Source organism: Amycolatopsis sp. NPDC003731 (genome assembly GCF_053586895.1).
This window is the reverse complement of record NZ_JBSFNC010000066.1, coordinates 19,174-34,962: the sequence shown is the minus strand read 5'-3', so window position 1 is coordinate 34,962 and position 15,789 is coordinate 19,174. Positions and strand designations below refer to the sequence as shown.

At 71.5% G+C, this 15,789-nt stretch carries 14 protein-coding genes; 10 read left to right on the top strand and 4 right to left on the bottom strand.

Annotated elements, in window-relative coordinates; translation table 11 throughout:
• Window positions 1-189: 189 nt before the first annotated feature.
• The 8 genes from kdpF to ACWDN5_RS25650 are packed head-to-tail and all read left to right on the top strand — an operon-like array spanning window position 190 to window position 8,312.
• Window positions 190-291 carry a K(+)-transporting ATPase subunit F gene (kdpF, locus tag ACWDN5_RS25685; protein WP_155545259.1) on the top strand — a complete coding sequence of 34 codons (102 nt, stop codon included), beginning with the start codon at window positions 190-192 and terminating at the stop codon, window positions 289-291.
• On the top strand, window positions 291-1,952 hold the full coding sequence (gene kdpA, locus ACWDN5_RS25680) for a potassium-transporting ATPase subunit KdpA (RefSeq protein ID WP_449678038.1): 1,662 nt from the start codon (window positions 291-293) through the stop codon (window positions 1,950-1,952). Before kdpF ends, kdpA begins: the two co-directional genes overlap by 1 nt.
• Complete coding sequence (gene kdpB / locus ACWDN5_RS25675) at window positions 1,949-3,997, top strand: potassium-transporting ATPase subunit KdpB (protein ID WP_449678037.1); 2,049 nt, start codon at window positions 1,949-1,951, stop codon at window positions 3,995-3,997. The genes kdpA and kdpB overlap by 4 nt, the downstream gene beginning before the upstream one ends.
• A 5-nt stretch (window positions 3,998-4,002) precedes the next feature.
• The gene (locus ACWDN5_RS25670; protein ID WP_449678036.1) at window positions 4,003-4,593 is read left to right on the top strand and encodes a potassium-transporting ATPase subunit C; all 591 of its coding nucleotides are present in this window, start codon (window positions 4,003-4,005) and stop codon (window positions 4,591-4,593) included.
• Between the two features lie 4 nt (window positions 4,594-4,597).
• Window positions 4,598-7,126, top strand: a complete 2,529-nt coding sequence (locus ACWDN5_RS25665; RefSeq protein ID WP_310974496.1) for a sensor histidine kinase — start codon at window positions 4,598-4,600, stop codon at window positions 7,124-7,126.
• Window positions 7,123-7,821 (top strand): response regulator, encoded by a 699-nt coding sequence (locus tag ACWDN5_RS25660; protein ID WP_086837952.1) that lies wholly within the window; start codon window positions 7,123-7,125, stop codon window positions 7,819-7,821. The genes ACWDN5_RS25665 and ACWDN5_RS25660 overlap by 4 nt, the downstream gene beginning before the upstream one ends.
• Before the next feature lie 21 nt (window positions 7,822-7,842).
• The gene (locus ACWDN5_RS25655) at window positions 7,843-8,079 is read left to right on the top strand and encodes a hypothetical protein (protein WP_449678035.1); all 237 of its coding nucleotides are present in this window, start codon (window positions 7,843-7,845) and stop codon (window positions 8,077-8,079) included.
• A 29-nt stretch (window positions 8,080-8,108) separates the two neighbouring features.
• Complete coding sequence (locus ACWDN5_RS25650) at window positions 8,109-8,312, top strand: hypothetical protein (protein ID WP_449678034.1); 204 nt, start codon at window positions 8,109-8,111, stop codon at window positions 8,310-8,312.
• A 202-nt stretch (window positions 8,313-8,514) separates the two neighbouring features.
• Here ACWDN5_RS25650 and ACWDN5_RS25645 read toward each other — a convergent pair whose 3' ends face one another.
• A complete protein-coding gene (locus ACWDN5_RS25645; protein ID WP_310974493.1) occupies window positions 8,515-9,108 on the bottom strand; it encodes a hypothetical protein in 594 nt (197 codons plus the stop codon).
• A gap of 194 nt (window positions 9,109-9,302) precedes the next feature.
• Here ACWDN5_RS25645 and ACWDN5_RS25640 point away from each other — a divergent pair, with 194 nt between their 5' ends.
• Window positions 9,303-9,599, top strand: coding sequence for an acylphosphatase (locus ACWDN5_RS25640; RefSeq protein ID WP_449678049.1), 297 nt, complete (start codon window positions 9,303-9,305; stop codon window positions 9,597-9,599).
• A 156-nt stretch (window positions 9,600-9,755) separates the two neighbouring features.
• Window positions 9,756-13,358, top strand: coding sequence for a chromosome segregation protein SMC (gene smc / locus ACWDN5_RS25635; protein WP_449678033.1), 3,603 nt, complete (start codon window positions 9,756-9,758; stop codon window positions 13,356-13,358).
• Here the strand turns inward: smc and ACWDN5_RS25630 are convergent.
• The 3 genes from ACWDN5_RS25630 to ACWDN5_RS25620 form a co-directional block, all read right to left on the bottom strand.
• Window positions 13,351-13,578 carry a hypothetical protein gene (locus tag ACWDN5_RS25630; RefSeq protein ID WP_449678032.1) on the bottom strand — a complete coding sequence of 76 codons (228 nt, stop codon included), beginning with the start codon at window positions 13,576-13,578 and terminating at the stop codon, window positions 13,351-13,353. The genes smc and ACWDN5_RS25630 overlap by 8 nt on opposite strands.
• 55 nt (window positions 13,579-13,633) lie before the next feature.
• Entirely contained in the window at window positions 13,634-14,134 is a 501-nt protein-coding gene (locus tag ACWDN5_RS25625) for a DUF3455 domain-containing protein (protein ID WP_310974490.1), read from the bottom strand.
• 86 nt (window positions 14,135-14,220) lie between these two features.
• A complete protein-coding gene (locus ACWDN5_RS25620) occupies window positions 14,221-15,780 on the bottom strand; it encodes a sodium:solute symporter (RefSeq protein ID WP_310974489.1) in 1,560 nt (519 codons plus the stop codon).
• Window positions 15,781-15,789: the final 9 nt, after the last annotated feature.

The window sequence follows — 15,789 nt, the reverse complement described above, 5'->3', positions numbered from 1 at the left end:
TCAGGAACGCGTCAAGGCGCCATCAGCCGCGGGTCGTGCCGAGGTCCCGGAGCCGCAGAGTGAACGACGTCCGGTCACCGAACCCGGTGACCCGTCCTGAGAGGTGCCTGTGGCCGACTTGCTCTACGCCGTCCTGCTGATCGGCGTGTTCGTGGTGCTCGCGCTGGCCCTGCGCGGGCTGGAGAAGCTGTGAGCGGCGCCGGGACCGTGGCCAACGTCGTCGGCGGGCTGCTGGCGCTGGGCCTGCTCGTGTACCTCTTCGTCGCGCTGATCAAGCCGGAGAAATTCTGATGTCCGACACCACGGCCGGGCTCATCCAGCTCGGCCTGCTCCTCGCCGCGCTCGCCGTGGTCTACAAACCGCTCGGCGACTACCTGGCGCGGGTCTTCTCCACCGAGAAGCACCTGAAGCTCGAGAAGGGCCTCTACAAGCTCTTCCGCGTCAACCCGGACTCCGAGCAGCGGTGGCCGACCTACGCCGCGGGCGTGCTCGGCTTCTCGTTCGTCTCGGTCGTCCTGCTCTACCTGCTGCAGCGCCTGCAGCCGCTGCTGCCGTGGAACCTCGGCCGCGGCTCGGTGAGCCCCGGCGTCGCCTTCAACACGGCGATCTCGTTCGTCACCAACACGAACTGGCAGTCCTACGTCCCCGAGACGACCATGGGCCACTTCGTGCAGATGGCCGGGCTGACCGTGCAGAACTTCCTGTCGGCGGCCGTCGGCCTGGCCGTGGCGATCGCGGTGACGCGGGGCTTCGTACGGGCCAAGACCGACCGGCTCGGCAACTTCTGGGTCGACCTGACGCGCGGCACGGTCCGGGTGCTGCTGCCGATGGCGTTCGTGTTCGCCCTGGTCTTGGTCGCGCTCGGCGTGGTGCAGAGCCTCAAGGCCGGCGTCGCCGTGACGAACCCGGACGGCAGCCGCAGCACCGTCGCGCTGGCTCCGGCCGCGAGCCAGGAGGCGATCAAGGAACTGGGCACGAACGGCGGTGGCATCCTCAACGCCAACTCCGCGCACCCGTTCGAAAACCCGAACGCCTGGACGAACCTCGTCGAGCTGTTCCTCATCCTGGTCATCCCGGTCAGCCTGACCCGCGCGTTCGGCACGCTGGTCGGCAACCGCCGCCAGGGGTACGTCCTGCTGAGCGTGATGGGCCTGCTGTGGGCGGCTTCCCTGGCGCTCATCTGGTTCTCCGAGGCCACGGCGAACAACCCGGCCGCGCTGGCCGCGGGCGCGAGCATGGAAGGCAAGGAACAGCGGTTCGGCATCGGCCTGACGTCGATCTTCGCCGACACCACCACCGGCACGTCGACCGGCGCGGTCAACGGCGCCCACGACAGTCTTTCGGGGCTCGGCGGTGGTGGACCGCTGCTGAACATGCTGTACGGCGAGATCTCGCCCGGCGGCGTCGGCACCGGCCTCTACGGCATCCTCGTGCTGGCCATCATCGCGATGTTCCTGGCCGGGCTGATGGTCGGGCGCACGCCGGAGTACCTGGGCAAGAAGCTGGGCAAGCGCGAGGTCACCTGCGCCGCGATCGCCATGCTGGCGATGCCGACCGTCGTGCTCCTCGGCTCCGGGATCGCCCTGTTGCTGCCCGGAACGGCGGGCGCGCTCGGCAACACCGGCGCGCACGGGCTGTCCGAGATTCTCTACGGCTACGCCTCGACCGGCAACAACAACGGCAGCGCGTTCGGCGGCCTGACCGCGACGAGCGACTGGTTCCAGTCCTCGTTCGGCGTCGCCATGGCGATCGGCCGGTTCGTGCCGATCCTCGCCGTGCTCTGCCTGGCCGGCTCCCTGGCCGCGCAACGCAGGGTGCCGGAAACCGCCGGCACCCTGCCCACCACCGGGCCGCTGTTCGCCACCCTGCTCACCGGCACGGTGGTGCTCGTCGCGGCCCTCACGTTCATCCCGGCGCTCGCGCTCGGGCCCATCGCGGAGGCACTCGCATGACCGTCACCGAAGAACGACCCCGGGTGACCCCCGCCGAACCCCCGGGCCGGGTCGGCGCCGGCGTGTTCAGCCCGCGCCAGCTCTGGACGTCGCTGCCGGAAGCGTTCCGGAAGCTCAACCCGAAGCACCAGCTCGGCAACCCGGTGATGTTCGTGGTCTGGGTGGGTTCGGCGCTCACCACGGTCTTCGCCGTCACCGACCCGAGCGTGTTCACCATCCTGATCGCCGTCTGGCTGTGGTTCACGGTCCTCTTCGCGAACCTCGCCGAGGCCGTCGCGGAAGGCCGTGGCAAGGCCCAGGCGGAATCCCTGCGGCGGTCGAAGAAGGAGACCGTCGCCCGCCGGCTCACCGGGTCCGGCTCCGAGGAACAGGTCCCCGGCGTCGAGCTGCGGGTCGGCGACCTGGTCGTGGTCGAGGCGGGCCAGGTGATCCCGGGGGACGGCGACGTCGTCGAGGGCATCGCGACCGTCGACGAGTCGGCCATCACCGGCGAGTCGGCCCCGGTCATCCGCGAATCCGGCGGCGACCGGAGCGCCGTCACCGGTGGCACGACCGTGCTGAGCGACCGGATCGTCGTGAAGATCACCACCAAGCCCGGCGAGTCCTTTGTGGACCGTATGATCGCCTTGGTGGAAGGCGCTTCCCGACAGAAGACGCCGAACGAGATCGCGCTGACCATCCTGCTCTCGACGCTGACGATCATCTTCCTGCTCGCCGTCGTCGCGCTGCAGCCGATGGCCCGGTACTCCGGTTCCGAGCAGTCGGTCATCGTGCTGACCGCGCTGCTGGTGTGCCTGATCCCGACGACGATCGGCGCGCTGCTGAGCGCGATCGGCATCGCGGGCATGGACCGCCTGGTCCAGCGCAACGTCCTGGCGACCAGCGGCCGCGCGGTCGAGGCCGCGGGCGACGTCTCGACGCTGCTGCTCGACAAGACCGGCACGATCACCTTCGGCAACCGCCGCGCCACCGAGCTGATCCCGGTCGGCACGTCCACCCCGGACGAACTCGCGCGGGCCGCCCGGCTGGCCAGCCTGGCCGACGAGACCCCCGAGGGCCGCAGCGTCGTCGACCTCACCGAGGACCACGCGGCGCAGGACGAGCACGGCGAGTTCGTCCCTTTCACCGCCCAGACCCGGATGAGCGGCATCGACATCGGCACCCGCCGGATCCGCAAGGGCGCGGCGAGCGCCGTGCGGGCGTGGGTGCGCGACAACGGCGGCGAGTTCCCCGACGAGACCGAGCGGGTCGTCGACGAGATCAGCGCCCAGGGTGGTACGCCGCTGGTCGTCGCCGAGGACACGGTGGTGCGCGGCGTGATCCGGCTGTCCGACGTCGTCAAGCCGGGCATGAAGGAACGCTTCGAAGAACTGCGCTCGATGGGCATCAAAACGGTGATGATCACCGGCGACAACCCGCTCACCGCCAAGGCCATCGCCGCGGACGCCGGCGTCGACGACTTCCTCGCCGAAGCCAAGCCCGAGGACAAGATGGCGCTCATCAAGCGGGAGCAGGAAGGCGGCCGGCTGGTCGCGATGACCGGCGACGGCACCAACGACGCCCCCGCGCTCGCCCAGGCTGACGTCGGCGTCGCGATGAACACCGGCACCTCGGCCGCCAAGGAAGCCGGGAACATGGTCGACCTCGACAGCGACCCCACGAAGCTGATCGAGATCGTCGAGATCGGCAAGCAGCTGCTGATCACCCGCGGCGCGCTGACCACCTTCAGCGTCGCCAACGACCTGGCCAAGTACTTCGCCATCCTGCCCGCGATGTTCACCGGCATCTACGCCCAGCTGGGCGGGCTGAACATCATGCACCTGGCCACGCCGAAGTCGGCGATCCTGTCGGCGGTCGTCTTCAACGCGCTGATCATCGTCGTGCTGATCCCGCTGGCCCTGCGAGGGGTGCGGTACAAGCCGTCGTCGGCCTCGGCGTTGCTGCGGCGCAACCTGCTCGTCTACGGCCTCGGCGGGATCGTCAGCCCCTTCCTCGGGATCTGGCTGATCGACCTGCTCGTCCGCCTCATCCCTGGAATCGGGTGAATCTCGTGAACACGCTCGTCAAGCAGACCTGGGCCGGGCTGCGCGTCCTGCTCGTCATGACCGTCCTGCTCGGCATCCTCTACCCGCTGGCCGTCTGGGCCATCGCCCGCATCCCAGGCCTGGAGGGCAACGCCGAAGGCTCGATCGTCACGCAGAACGGCCAGGCCGTCGGCTCGTCGCTCATCGGCGTCGACCCGGTGCCCGCCGACCCGGCGCACGACCCATGGTTCCACACCCGGCCCTCGGTGGTCACGCCCGAGATGCCGTCCGGCGCGTCCAACAAGGGTCCGTACAACGAGGACCTCGTGAAGACCATCGGCGAGCGCAAGGACGCCATCGCGAAGCGTGAGGGCGTGTCACCCGCTCAGGTACCGCCGGACGCGGTGACGGCGTCCGGCTCGGGCCTCGACCCGGCGATCAGCGTCGCCTACGCCGACCTCCAGGCACCGCGGGTCGCGCGGAACACCGGGCTGCCCCTCGACCGGGTGAAGCAGCTGATCGAGCAGAACACGAGCGGGGCCGGGATCGGTGTCCCCGGAGTGGATGTGCTCCCGCTCAACTTGGCCGTGCGCGCGGCGGCCGGAGGGGCACACTGACACCGTGACCACGGAGAACAGGCCGCGCCGGGGAGAGCTGAGGATCTACCTCGGCGCGGCTCCGGGCGTCGGCAAGACCTTCGCCATGCTCGGCGAAGCGCGGCGGCGCCTCGACCGCGGCACCGACGTCGTCATCGGCCTGGTGGAGACGCACGGCCGCGAGAAGACCGCGGCACTGCTCGAGGGCCTCGAAACCGTTCCGCGGCGGCACGCCGAGCACCGCGGCCGCGTGTTCGACGAGATGGACGTCGACGCCGTCCTCGCCCGCGCGCCCGAGGTCGCCGTCGTCGACGAGCTCGCGCACACCAACGTGCCGGGGTCGCGCAACGCCAAGCGCTGGCAGGACGTCGAAGAGCTCCTCGACGCCGGCATCGACGTGCTTTCCACGGTCAACGTGCAGCACCTGCAGAGCCTCAACGACGTCGTCGAGCGGATCACCGGCGTCACCCAGCAGGAGACCGTGCCGGACGAGGTCGTCCGCCGCGCCGAGCAGCTGGAGCTGGTCGACATCACGCCCGAGGCGCTGCGCCGCCGCCTCGCGCACGGCAACGTCTACCCGGCCGAGCGGATCGACGCCGCGCTCGGCAACTACTTCCGGCCCGGCAACCTCACCGCGCTCCGCGAACTGGCGCTGCTGTGGGTGGCCGACCAGGTCGACGTCGCCCTGCAGCGCTACCGCGCCGAGCAGCGGATCACCGACACGTGGGAGGCGCGCGAACGCGTGGTCGCCTCGATCACCGGCGGCCCGGAAAGCGAGACGCTCATCCGCCGGGCCAGCCGGATCGCCACCCGCGCCGGCGCCGAACTGCAGGTGGTGCACATCCTGCGCGGCGACGGCCTGGCCGGGATCAGCCCGGCCGCGATGGCCCGCTACCGCAAGCTCGCCGAAGAGGTGGGCGCGACGTTCCACACGGTCGTCGGCGACGACGTCCCGGGTGCCCTGCTGGACTTCGCCCGCGGGGTCAACGCGACCCAGCTGGTGCTCGGCACCTCGCGGCGGTCCCGGGTGGCGCGGCTGTTCGACGAGGGCATCGGCGCCGCGGTGGTCCGCCGGTCGGGGCCGATCGACGTGCACATGGTCACCCACTCCGAGGCCGGCGGGCGGCTGCGGACCGGGTTGATCGCGAGCCCGCTGGGGCTCTCGCGGCTGGTCACCGGCTGGGTGCTGGGCATCGTGCTGCCGGTGCTGGTCACCCTCGTCGGCGTCTTCGTCCCGAGCGGGCTGGACTTCGCCACCGACGTCATCGCCTACGTCCTCGCCACGGTCGTCGTCGCCCTGGTCGGCGGCCTCGGCCCGGCGCTGGTCGCGGCCGTGCTCGGCGCCGGGCTGCTCAACTTCTTCTTCACACCGCCGCTGTACACGCTCAACGTGCACACCCCGCAGAACCTGGTGACGCTGATCGCGATGGTCGTGGTCGCGGTGCTGGTCGCGCTGGTCGTCGACCAGGCCGCGCGCCGGGCCGCGCAGGCCGCGCGAGCCCGGACCGAGGCGGCGCTGCTGGCCTCCTACGCCCGGACCGTGCTCACCCACGCGAACCCGATCGAGCGGCTGCTGGCGAAGGTCCGCGAGAACTTCGCGCTGACGTCGGTGACGCTGCTGGAGAAGCAGGACGGGGTGTGGCAGTGCGTGGCGACCGTGGGGGAACACCCGTGCGCCGACCCGGACGAGGCGGACGCCGACATCGCCGTCACCGCCGACGTCCACCTGACCCTGAGCGGCCGGGCGTTGCCGGCGGCGGACCGGCGGGTCCTGGAAGCCGTGGCGGGGCAGGCGTTCCTGGCCCTGCGACAGCAGCGGGCCGCGGCCGCGGCGGCGCGCGCCGAGCGCAAGGCCGAGGCGACCGAGCTGCGCACGACGCTGCTCTCGGCCGTCGGGCACGACCTGCGGACGCCGCTGACGTCGATCAAGGCGTCGATCGGCAGCCTGCGTGCCGCGGACCTGGATCTGTCCGAAGAGGACACCGCGGAGCTGATGGAGGCCATCGAGCTGTCCGCCGACCGGCTCGCCGGGCTGATCGACAACCTCCTCGACTCCTCGCGGCTGGCCACCGGGGCGGTCCGCCCGCACCTGCGCCCCGTCGGCTACGACGAGGTCGTCGCGCACGCCTTGTCCAATGTGGACAACTCGGACGACGTGGTGGTGGCGATCGACGACGAGCTCCCGTCGGTGCTGGCCGACCCCGGCCTGCTGGAACGGGTGGTGGCGAACGTCCTGGACAACGCCCTGCGCCACGGCGGCGCCCCGGTGTCGGCCCGGGCCAGCGCGCACTCCGGCCAAGTCGAGCTGCGGATCGTCGACCACGGCAAGGGCCTGCGCAAGGGCGCCGCGGACTCGGCGTTCGCGCCGTTCCAGCGGCTCGGCGGCGACCGGGACACGACGCCGGGCGTCGGGCTCGGGCTGTCGGTGGCGAAGGGGTTCACCGAGGCGATGGGTGGCACGATCCGCGCCGAGGACACCCCGGGCGGCGGGCTGACGGTCGTGGTGTCGCTGCCCGCGTTCAGTGTGGAGTACGAAGAGGAGGGGGTGCGATGAGCGACCCGGGGGCCACCGTGCTGGTGGTGGACGACGAGCCGCAGATCGTGCGGGCGCTGCGGATCAACCTGACCGCCCGCGGCTACAAGGTGATCACCGCGCACGACGGCACGGCCGCGTTGAAGGCGGTCGCCGAGACCAAGCCGGACGTGGTCGTGCTGGACCTCGGCCTGCCGGACCTGGACGGCACCGAGGTGATCGCGGGCCTGCGCGGCTGGACGACGGTCCCGATCATCGTGCTGTCCGCCCGCGGCGACTCCGCGGACAAGGTCGAGGCCCTCGACGCGGGCGCCGACGACTACGTGACCAAGCCGTTCGGCATGGACGAGCTGCTGGCCCGCCTGCGCGCGGCGGTCCGTCGGTCCGCGGTGGCGGGCGCGGACGGCGCGGACGCGGTGGTGGACACGGCGTCGTTCAGCGTCGACCTGGCGGCGAAGAAGGTCCGCCGCCACGACGGCGTGGAAGTCCACCTGACGAAGACGGAGTGGGGCGTGCTGGAGCTGCTGGTCCGCAACCGCGGCCGGCTGGTGGCGCAGAAGCAGCTCCTGCACGAGGTGTGGGGCCCGTCGTACGAGACGGAGTCCCACTACCTGCGGGTGTACCTGGCCCAGCTGCGGCGCAAGCTGGAGCGGGAGCCGTCGCGACCCCGGCACCTGCTCACGGAACCGGGGATGGGGTACCGCTTCGAGGTCTGACCCGCTGGGTATCCCTCCGGCGTGACCGAGGGGACGAAAGGCCGGATGCCGGCCAAGGTGGCGTTGGGCCTGGCGGTGTTGTGGAGCGTGTTCACGGTCGCCGCCGTGGTGCTCGCCCTCGGCTGGGAAGCGACCGGGTGGCGGCAAGCGCTCCGGTTCGTGTGGCCGGTCGGCGGGGTGCTCGCGGCCGCGTTCTACTGGGCCCGGTACTTCCGGGCACGGCGGAGCGGAAGCCCGCCCCGGATTTCCGGGGCCTGAACCCGGGCTCGGCCGGGTAGTCCTCCCCCATGGCCACTGGGGTGCGGAAGAAGAACGGGTGGGGCAGAGCCGCGCTGCTGCTCGTGTTGCTGGTCGCCGGCTACTTCGTGGGCGTGGGGGTGGCGGCCGTCCTCGGCAGCGCGGAACCCTGGAGCTTCGGCATCATCGGCATCGGCCCCGCACTCGCCGGCTTCTTCGCCGACGACCTGCGGCGCCGCGTCCGCGGCGGCTAGAACCAGAAGGCCGGCTGGTCGATCCCGAACCGCAGCTTCGCGTAGCCGAACGCGATGGTCACCGCGCTCAGCTCGGGCGCGAGCTCCCGCGCGGTACAGCTGCTGGCCCGCGACGCGATGGTCGCCGCCGTTCTGGCCTTGGCCTAAGTGCCCCAATCTTGGGACACTTAGGTTAAGTGCCTCAGCGTTGGGGCACTTGGGCCTAGGCTGTCGTGCTGGTTCCCGTCGTGCTCGACGAGGGGGCGCCGACCGAGCTGGAGCCGCCCCCGGGCGGTGTGGTGTCCGTCGGGGTGGGGGTCGGCGTGGGAGTCGGGGTCGGCGTGGGGGTCGGCGTCGGCGTCTTCGTGGGCGACGTCGGGTGCTGGCTCGACGGCGGCGGGTTGCCGCCGGTGTCGTTGCGCGGCGGCGGGGGCGGCGACGGCTGGGTGACGACCGTGGTGGTCGTCTTGCCGTCCGGGCTTACCGAAACCACGGTCGTCGGCGCGCTGGGCGACGTCGGGCTCGACGTAGTCGGCGCGCCGCTCGAGGATGCGGGGTCGCTCGACGACGGGGTCGCCGGCAGCGTCTGGACGCCGGCCGGGACGGTGCCCTGCCCGCCGGGGCCGCCCGTGCCGCCCGCGGTCGAGGCGGGGGCCGGCCCGGCGAGCTCGGCCACGGCGGCGAACGCGGTCGCGACGACCAGCCCGGCCACCCCGAGCACGACGTACCCGGTGCGGTTCGGTTTGCTGCTCTTGGGCGGCGCGGTGTCGATCCTGGTGATCCGAGAGCTCGAATCCGACCCGGCGGGGCGGGGCATACGGGGCTCCTTGGGGAATTCGGGGAGGCGCGGTGTTTCCGACGGCACGGTGAGGCCGGGAAACGGGCGTGTCGTACCAAGCACAGCCACGGCGGGGGACCGACCTCGGCGGGGAGGTTATCACCGGCGTGCGGGTATTCGCCCAGGTAGTGGCCTTGATCCGTTACTGTGCGCGGTCGGTCGACCCGGAAGGGATGAACAGCGTGAGTGAGGAAGAAACCTGCACCCGGTTGACGGCGTGGGTGCGCGGCCGGGTTCAGGGCGTCGGTTTCCGCTGGTGGACGCGCAGCCGTGCGCTGGAACTCGGGCTCGTCGGGAGCGCCAGCAACCTGGCGGACGGGCGTGTCGAGGTGATAGCGGAGGGTAGCCGTGACCACTGTCAGCGGCTGTTGGCCGCGTTACGGTCGGGAGAATCACCCGGAAGTGTGGAGCACGTCGCCGAGCGCTGGTCCGACCCGAAAGGGGGACTCAGCGGGTTCGTCGAGCGGTAGGCCGTCCGGGGCCGGTGTGGCTCGTGGTGTTGCTGAGGCCGCCGGGAGTGTGCTAGGCGCGCCGAGGAGGGGGCGCGTCCGGCGGACCCCGGAGGCCCCCAGGTAGCCTGGGACGATTGAACCGCCCGTACCCGCGGCCAGAGGGGTCAGCAGCACGTGCACCTGAAAAGCCTGACGCTCAAGGGCTTCAAGTCCTTCGCCTCGGCCACCACGCTGCGCTTCGAGCCGGGTATCACCTGCGTGGTCGGGCCGAACGGCTCGGGCAAGTCCAACGTGCTCGACGCGCTGCGCTGGGTCATGGGCACCCAGGGCGCCAAGGACCTGCGCGGCGGCAAGATGGAGGACGTCATCTTCGCCGGCACCGCGGGCCGCGCCCCGCTCGGCCGCGCCGAGGTCACCCTCACCATCGACAACGCCGACGGCGCGCTCCCGATCGAGTACTCCGAGGTCTCGATCACCCGCCGGATGTTCCGCGACGGCGCCAGCGAGTACGAGATCAACGGCGACCGCTGCCGCCTGATGGACGTCCAGGAACTGCTGTCGGACTCCGGTATCGGCCGCGAGATGCACGTCATCGTCGGGCAGGGCCAGCTCTCGGCGATCCTCGAGTCGAAGCCCGAGGAGCGCCGCGCCTTCATCGAAGAGGCCGCCGGCGTCCTCAAGCACCGCAAGCGCAAGGAACAGACCCTGCGCAAGCTGGCCAACATGCAGGGCAACCTCGACCGCCTCGGCGACCTGACGACCGAGCTGCGCCGCCAGCTCAAGCCCCTGGGCAAGCAGGCCGAGATCGCCCGCAAGGCCCAGTCGGTGCAGTCCGAGCTGCGCGACTCCCGGCTGCGCCTGCTCGCCGACGACCTGGTCACCCAGCGGGAAGCCATCGCGCGCGAAGAAGCCGACGAGAAGACAGCCCGCGCGCGCCGCGCCGAGGTCGAGCAGACCCTCGAGATCGTCTCCGCCGAAGAAGCCGAGCTGGAGGCCTCGCTCGCCGAGGACGCGCCGCTCCTGCAGACCGCCCAGGAGACCTGGTACAAGCTGTCCGCGCTGGCCGAGCGGCTGCGCGGCACCGTCCGGCTCGCCATCGAGCGCCAGCGCCACCTCTCCGCCGACGTCGCGACGAACACCGGCGGCCGCGACCCCGAAGAGCTCCTCGAAGAGGCCGAGCGCGTCGCCGAGCAGGAAGAAGAGCTCAACGAGGCCGTCATGGAGGCCCGGGAGCTGCTCGCCCAGACCGTGCTGCGCCGCGAGGACCTCGAACAGCGCGTCCAGGCCGCCGAGCGGGCGCACTGGGCCGCCGTCCGCGCCATCGCCGACCGCCGCGAGGGCATGGCCAAGCTGACCGGCCAGGTCGAAGCGCTGCGCAGCAAGAACGGCGCCACGACCGACGAGATCGACCGGCTCAGCGTCTCCATCGAGGAAGCCGCCGAGCGCGCCGAGATCGCCGTCGAAGAGCTGGAGCTGGCCAAGGCCGAGGGCGGCGCGGAGGAATCCGACGACGCCGGCCTGATGGACCGCCACGACCGCGCGGTCGAGGCGAACAACGCGGCCAAGGCGCGCGTCGAAGAGCTGGTCAAGGCCGAGCGCGCCGCCGAGCGCGAGATCGCGTCGGAGAAGGCGCGCGTCGAGGCGCTGTCCATGGGCCTGCGGCGCAAGGACGGCGCGGGCGCGCTGCTCGGCGCGTCCCACGAGCTGCCGGGCCTGCTCGGTTCGGTCGCCGCGCTGCTGACCGTCGAGCCGGGGCACGAAGTCGCGCTCGCCGCGGCGCTCGGCCCGGTCGCCGACGCGATCGCCGTCGCGGGCGGCGAAGACGCCTTGCGTGCCCTGAAGTACTTGAAGGAGACGGACTCCGGCCGCGCGGGCATCCTGCTCGGCGGGCCCGAGTCCACTGTGGACACCTATTCGTGGCCGTCGCTGCCGGAAGGCGCGCGCTGGGCCCGTGAGGTCGTCACGGCGCCCGCGCAACTGCGGCCCGCCGTCGAGCAGGCCCTCGACAAGCTGGCCATCGTCCGCGACCTCGACGCGGCCCGGCACCTGGTCGCGGTGCACCCCGAGGTCCGCGCGGTCACCGCCGAGGGCGACGTCTTCGGCGCCCGCTGGGCGATCGGCGGCTCCGGCAAGCGCGAGAGCGTGATCGAGGTCCAGGCCGCCGTCGACGAGGCGGGGGAGCGGCTGCGCCTGGCCGAACGCTCGCTGGAGCGGTACGCGGCCGAGCTGGAAGGCGCCCGCGCCGAGCAGCAGGCGCGTCGCGAAGAGGTCTCCCAGGCCAAGGACGCCCTCGGCGAGGCCAAGGTCCGGCGCGCCCGGTCCTCGGAGCGGCTCAACCGGCTGCAGCAGGCCGCCCGCCAGGCACAGGCCGAGGTCGAACGGCTGTCCGGGCAGCGCGCGAAGGTCGAGCAGAGCCGCGTCCAGGCGCTCGCCCAGCTCGCCGAGCTGGAGGAACGGCTCGCCGCCGTCGCCGAGCAGCCCGTCGAGGACGACCCGGACACCGCCGAGCGCGACCAGGCCGTCGAAGAACTGGCCGTCGTGCGGCAGGAGGAGATGGAGGCGCGGCTCGCGCAGCGCACCTCCGAAGAGCGCGCCCGCAGCATCGCCGGCAAGGCCGAGGGCCTTCGTCGCGCCGCGCACGCCGAGCAGCAGGCCCGTGAACGCGCCGAGCGTGCCGCCGCGGCCCGCAAACGCGGCGCCGAGATCGCCAACGCCGTCGTCAACGCCGGCGAGATCGCCCTGGAGCGCATCGAGCACTCGGTGCAGCGCGCCGCCACCGAACGCGACCAGGTCCAGGCCCGCCGCCAGAGCCGCGAGCAGGCGCTGACCGGTGTCCGCGCGAAGGTCCGCGAGCTGACCGGCGAGCTGGAGAAGCTGACCGACGCCGTCCACCGCGACGAGGTCCTGCGCGCCGAGCAGCGGCTGCGGCTGGAGACCCTCGAAGCCAAGATCGCCGAGGACTTCGGCATGGGCCTGGAGGACCTCGTCCGCGAGTACGGCCCGGACGTCCCGGTGCCGCCGAGCGCGGGTGAGATGGCCGAGTACGAGGCGGCCAAGGACCGCGGCGAGGACGTCACCCCGCCGCCGCCGATGCACTACGACCGCGACACCCAGGCCCGCCGCGCCAAGCGCGCCGAGAAGGACCTGTCGCTGCTGGGCAAGGTCAACCCGCTCGCCCTCGAGGAGTTCGCGGCGCTGGAGGAGCGGTACAAGTTCCTCTCCACGCAGCTGGAGGACCTCAAGGACACCCGCAAGGACCTCGAAGCCGTCATCAAGCAGGTCGACGAGAAGATCCTCGAGGTCTTCGCCTCGGCGTACGCGGACGTGGCGCGCGAGTTCGAGACGGTGTTCGGCGTGCTCTTCCCGGGCGGCGAGGGCCGGATGGTCCTCACCGAGCCGGACGACCTGCTGGCCACCGGCGTCGACGTCGAAGCGCGGCCGCCGGGCAAGAAGGTCAAGCGGCTGTCGCTGCTGTCCGGCGGCGAGAAGTCGCTGGTCGCGGTGGGCATGCTGGTGGCGATCTTCCGCGCCCGCCCTTCACCCTTCTACGTCATGGACGAGGTCGAGGCGGCGCTCGACGACACGAACATGCGCCGGCTGATCGGGCTGCTGGAGCAGCTGCGCGACTCGTCGCAGCTGATCATCATCACCCACCAGAAGCCGACCATGGAGATCGCCGACGCCCTCTACGGCGTGAGCATGCAGGGCGACGGCATCACGAAGGTGATCTCGCAGCGCCTGCGCTCGACCGAGGAAGAGCCGGTTCCGGTCAGCTGATCTCGTCCTCGCGCGGTGCGCGGCGGTCTTCGCCGTGCGCGCGGGGCTCGTAGTGGCGCAGGTCGTTGCCCATCCACTGGGCGTCGCCGATCCGCGGCCGGCGTCCGCGTGGCGTGAGCATGCCGCGCTTGACGCCCCGCTTGCGGTCGGACCGGTCCATGACCAGTGCGATGACGAGCACGACCAGCAGCACCGCGCCGAGACCGATGAAGAACCCCATGTGACCCCCTGTCCCGCTCCCAGGCTACGGGAGCGGGACAGGGGGTCACATCCGCTTATCCGGCGACCCAGAAGGCGTAGTCCGCCGAGTACCGGACCGCCGTCTGCGCGCCCGCCGTGCACGTCCCGGCCGGGGCAACGCCGCCGCGGGTGTTGAGGCGCTGGACGTAGGTCACCTTGCCGAAGATCCCGTCGCCGGTGTTGAGGTTCGCCTTGAGCAGCAGTTCCGGGATCGCGTCCGTCCGCGGCGAGGAAGCGGCCGCCGCCGCGCCGACCGTGCTGCCGTCCACGATGGACGTCCAGACCGGGCCCTTGCTGTGCAGCGCCACCGGTTTCCCGTGCTTCGACAGCACGGCGGCGGGCTGGATCAGCGTCCACGCGCCGTTCGTGCAGCCGTAGATCTGCACGCCCTCGGCCGCGTAGGCGGCCACCGGCCGGTTGCCCGCGGGGACCTTGATCGCGTCCGGCACCTTGGCGGCCGCCGGGGTGGCCGAAGCCGTCGCCGCGCCGCCGACCAGGAGGGCACCCACCGCGAGCGCCACCGTCATCCGCTTCATGGAATCCACCTTCGAAATCCTCCCGCCGCTTCTCGGCGGGCTCCCGCCCCTCCACACGGGAGCCCGCCGGAAACGGTTCAGGCGGATCAGGCGGCGCGCACCTCGGCGGTCGCGGCTTCCGCTTCGGCCGCCTTCGGGTCCGGCGTCCGGTGCCGCAGTGCCAGCAGGCCGCCGACGACCAGGGTGATGAGCACGCCCATCAGCGTGTACCACGGGTAGGCCAGCGCCACCTTGTCCCCGGCCGCCTTGCTGAAGTCGACGCCGATCAGGCCGCCGGTCTTCGCGTTGAACTTCACCCCGAGGATGACGAACGCCATCACCACGACCGTGACCACGAACGCGACGATCGCGTCCGCCTGCCGCGCCTTCTTGATCAGCAGGCCGAGCAGGAACGACCCCAGCAGCGCACCGTAGGTGTAGCCGGTGATGGCCAGGCCGAGCTCGATCACCGAGTTCTTCGTGGTGGAGAACAGCGACGCGAACACCGCGAACACGACGGCCCAGATCAGGGTCCACATGCGACCGTGCTGCAGGAGCTTCGAGTCTTCCGGCGAGCGCTTGGTGAACCGCTGGTAGAGGTCGGCCACGGTGGACGTCGACAGGGCGTTGAGCGCCGAAGCCAGCGCGCCCATGGTCGAGGCCAGGACACCGGCGATGAGCAGGCCCGAGACACCGACCGGCAGGTCGTCGATGATGAACCGCGAGAACACGTCGTCCGGGCTCTGCAACCCCAGCTGCGCCACGGACTTGCGGCCGTTGAACACCCACAGCATGGCCCCGACCAGCAGGAACAGCGCGAACTGCACGGTGACGATGACGCCGCTGCCGATCAGCGCCTTCTGGCCGTCGCGCAGGCTGCGCGTGGCCAGCAGCCGCTGCGCGATCAGCTGGTCGGCGCCGTGGGACGCCATCGAGAGCGCCGCGCCGCCGAGCACCGCCGTGATGAAGGCGTACGGGCTGGTCAGCAGGTTCTTCGTGAAGTCGACGAGCATGAACTTGCCGTCCGCGGACGCCTGGGTGGCCCAGTCGGCCGGCAGCTTGTTCAGCAGCACGATCGCGGCCACCGCGGCGCCGCCGAGGTAGAGCGACAGCTGGATGACGTCGACCCAGACCACCGCCTTGATCCCGCCGATGTAGGCGTAGACCAGCGTCAGCGCGGTGAGGATGACGACGATCACCCAGTAGTCCAGGTGGATCCCGTAGTGGCCGAGGATCACCTTGATCGGGATCGCGCCGGCGAACAGGCGCACGCCCTCGGCGAGCAGCCGCGTGATCACGAACGTCACCGACGCCGTGCCCTGCAGCCCCGAGCCGAACCGCTTCCCGAGGAAGGCGTACGCGCTGACGAGGTTGCCCCGGAAGTACCGCGGCAGCAGCACGAACGCGGCGATCGTCCGGCCGATGATGTAGCCGAAGGCCAGCTGCAGGAACAGGAAGGCGTTGCCGAAGACCAGCCCGGGCGTGCTGATCACGGTGAGCGTCGAGGTCTCCGTGGCCACCACGGACAGCATCACCGCACCCCACGGGAGGCTGCGCTCGCCGACGAAGTAGTCCGCCGCCGACCGTTGTCTCCGGCCGACCAGCACGCCGATCAGCGGCATCGCCGCCAGGTAGATCACGATGATGGCGAGGTCAACACCGCGCATGGATCACTC

Excerpts from the sequence above, each read along its gene's own strand:
- kdpA (WP_449678038.1), top strand. The coding sequence starts at position 291 with ATGTCCGACACCACGGCCGGGCTCATCCAGCTCGGCCTGCTCCTCGCC.
- kdpB (WP_449678037.1), top strand. The coding sequence starts at position 1,949 with ATGACCGTCACCGAAGAACGACCCCGGGTGACCCCCGCCGAACCCCCG.
- ACWDN5_RS25660 (WP_086837952.1), top strand. The coding sequence starts at position 7,123 with ATGAGCGACCCGGGGGCCACCGTGCTGGTGGTGGACGACGAGCCGCAG.
- ACWDN5_RS25650 (WP_449678034.1), top strand. The coding sequence starts at position 8,109 with ATGGCCACTGGGGTGCGGAAGAAGAACGGGTGGGGCAGAGCCGCGCTG.
- ACWDN5_RS25645 (WP_310974493.1), bottom strand. The coding sequence starts at position 9,108 with ATGCCCCGCCCCGCCGGGTCGGATTCGAGCTCTCGGATCACCAGGATC.
- ACWDN5_RS25640 (WP_449678049.1), top strand. The coding sequence starts at position 9,303 with ATGAACAGCGTGAGTGAGGAAGAAACCTGCACCCGGTTGACGGCGTGG.
- ACWDN5_RS25630 (WP_449678032.1), bottom strand. The coding sequence starts at position 13,578 with ATGGGGTTCTTCATCGGTCTCGGCGCGGTGCTGCTGGTCGTGCTCGTC.
- ACWDN5_RS25625 (WP_310974490.1), bottom strand. The coding sequence starts at position 14,134 with ATGAAGCGGATGACGGTGGCGCTCGCGGTGGGTGCCCTCCTGGTCGGC.
- ACWDN5_RS25620 (WP_310974489.1), bottom strand. The coding sequence starts at position 15,780 with ATGCGCGGTGTTGACCTCGCCATCATCGTGATCTACCTGGCGGCGATG.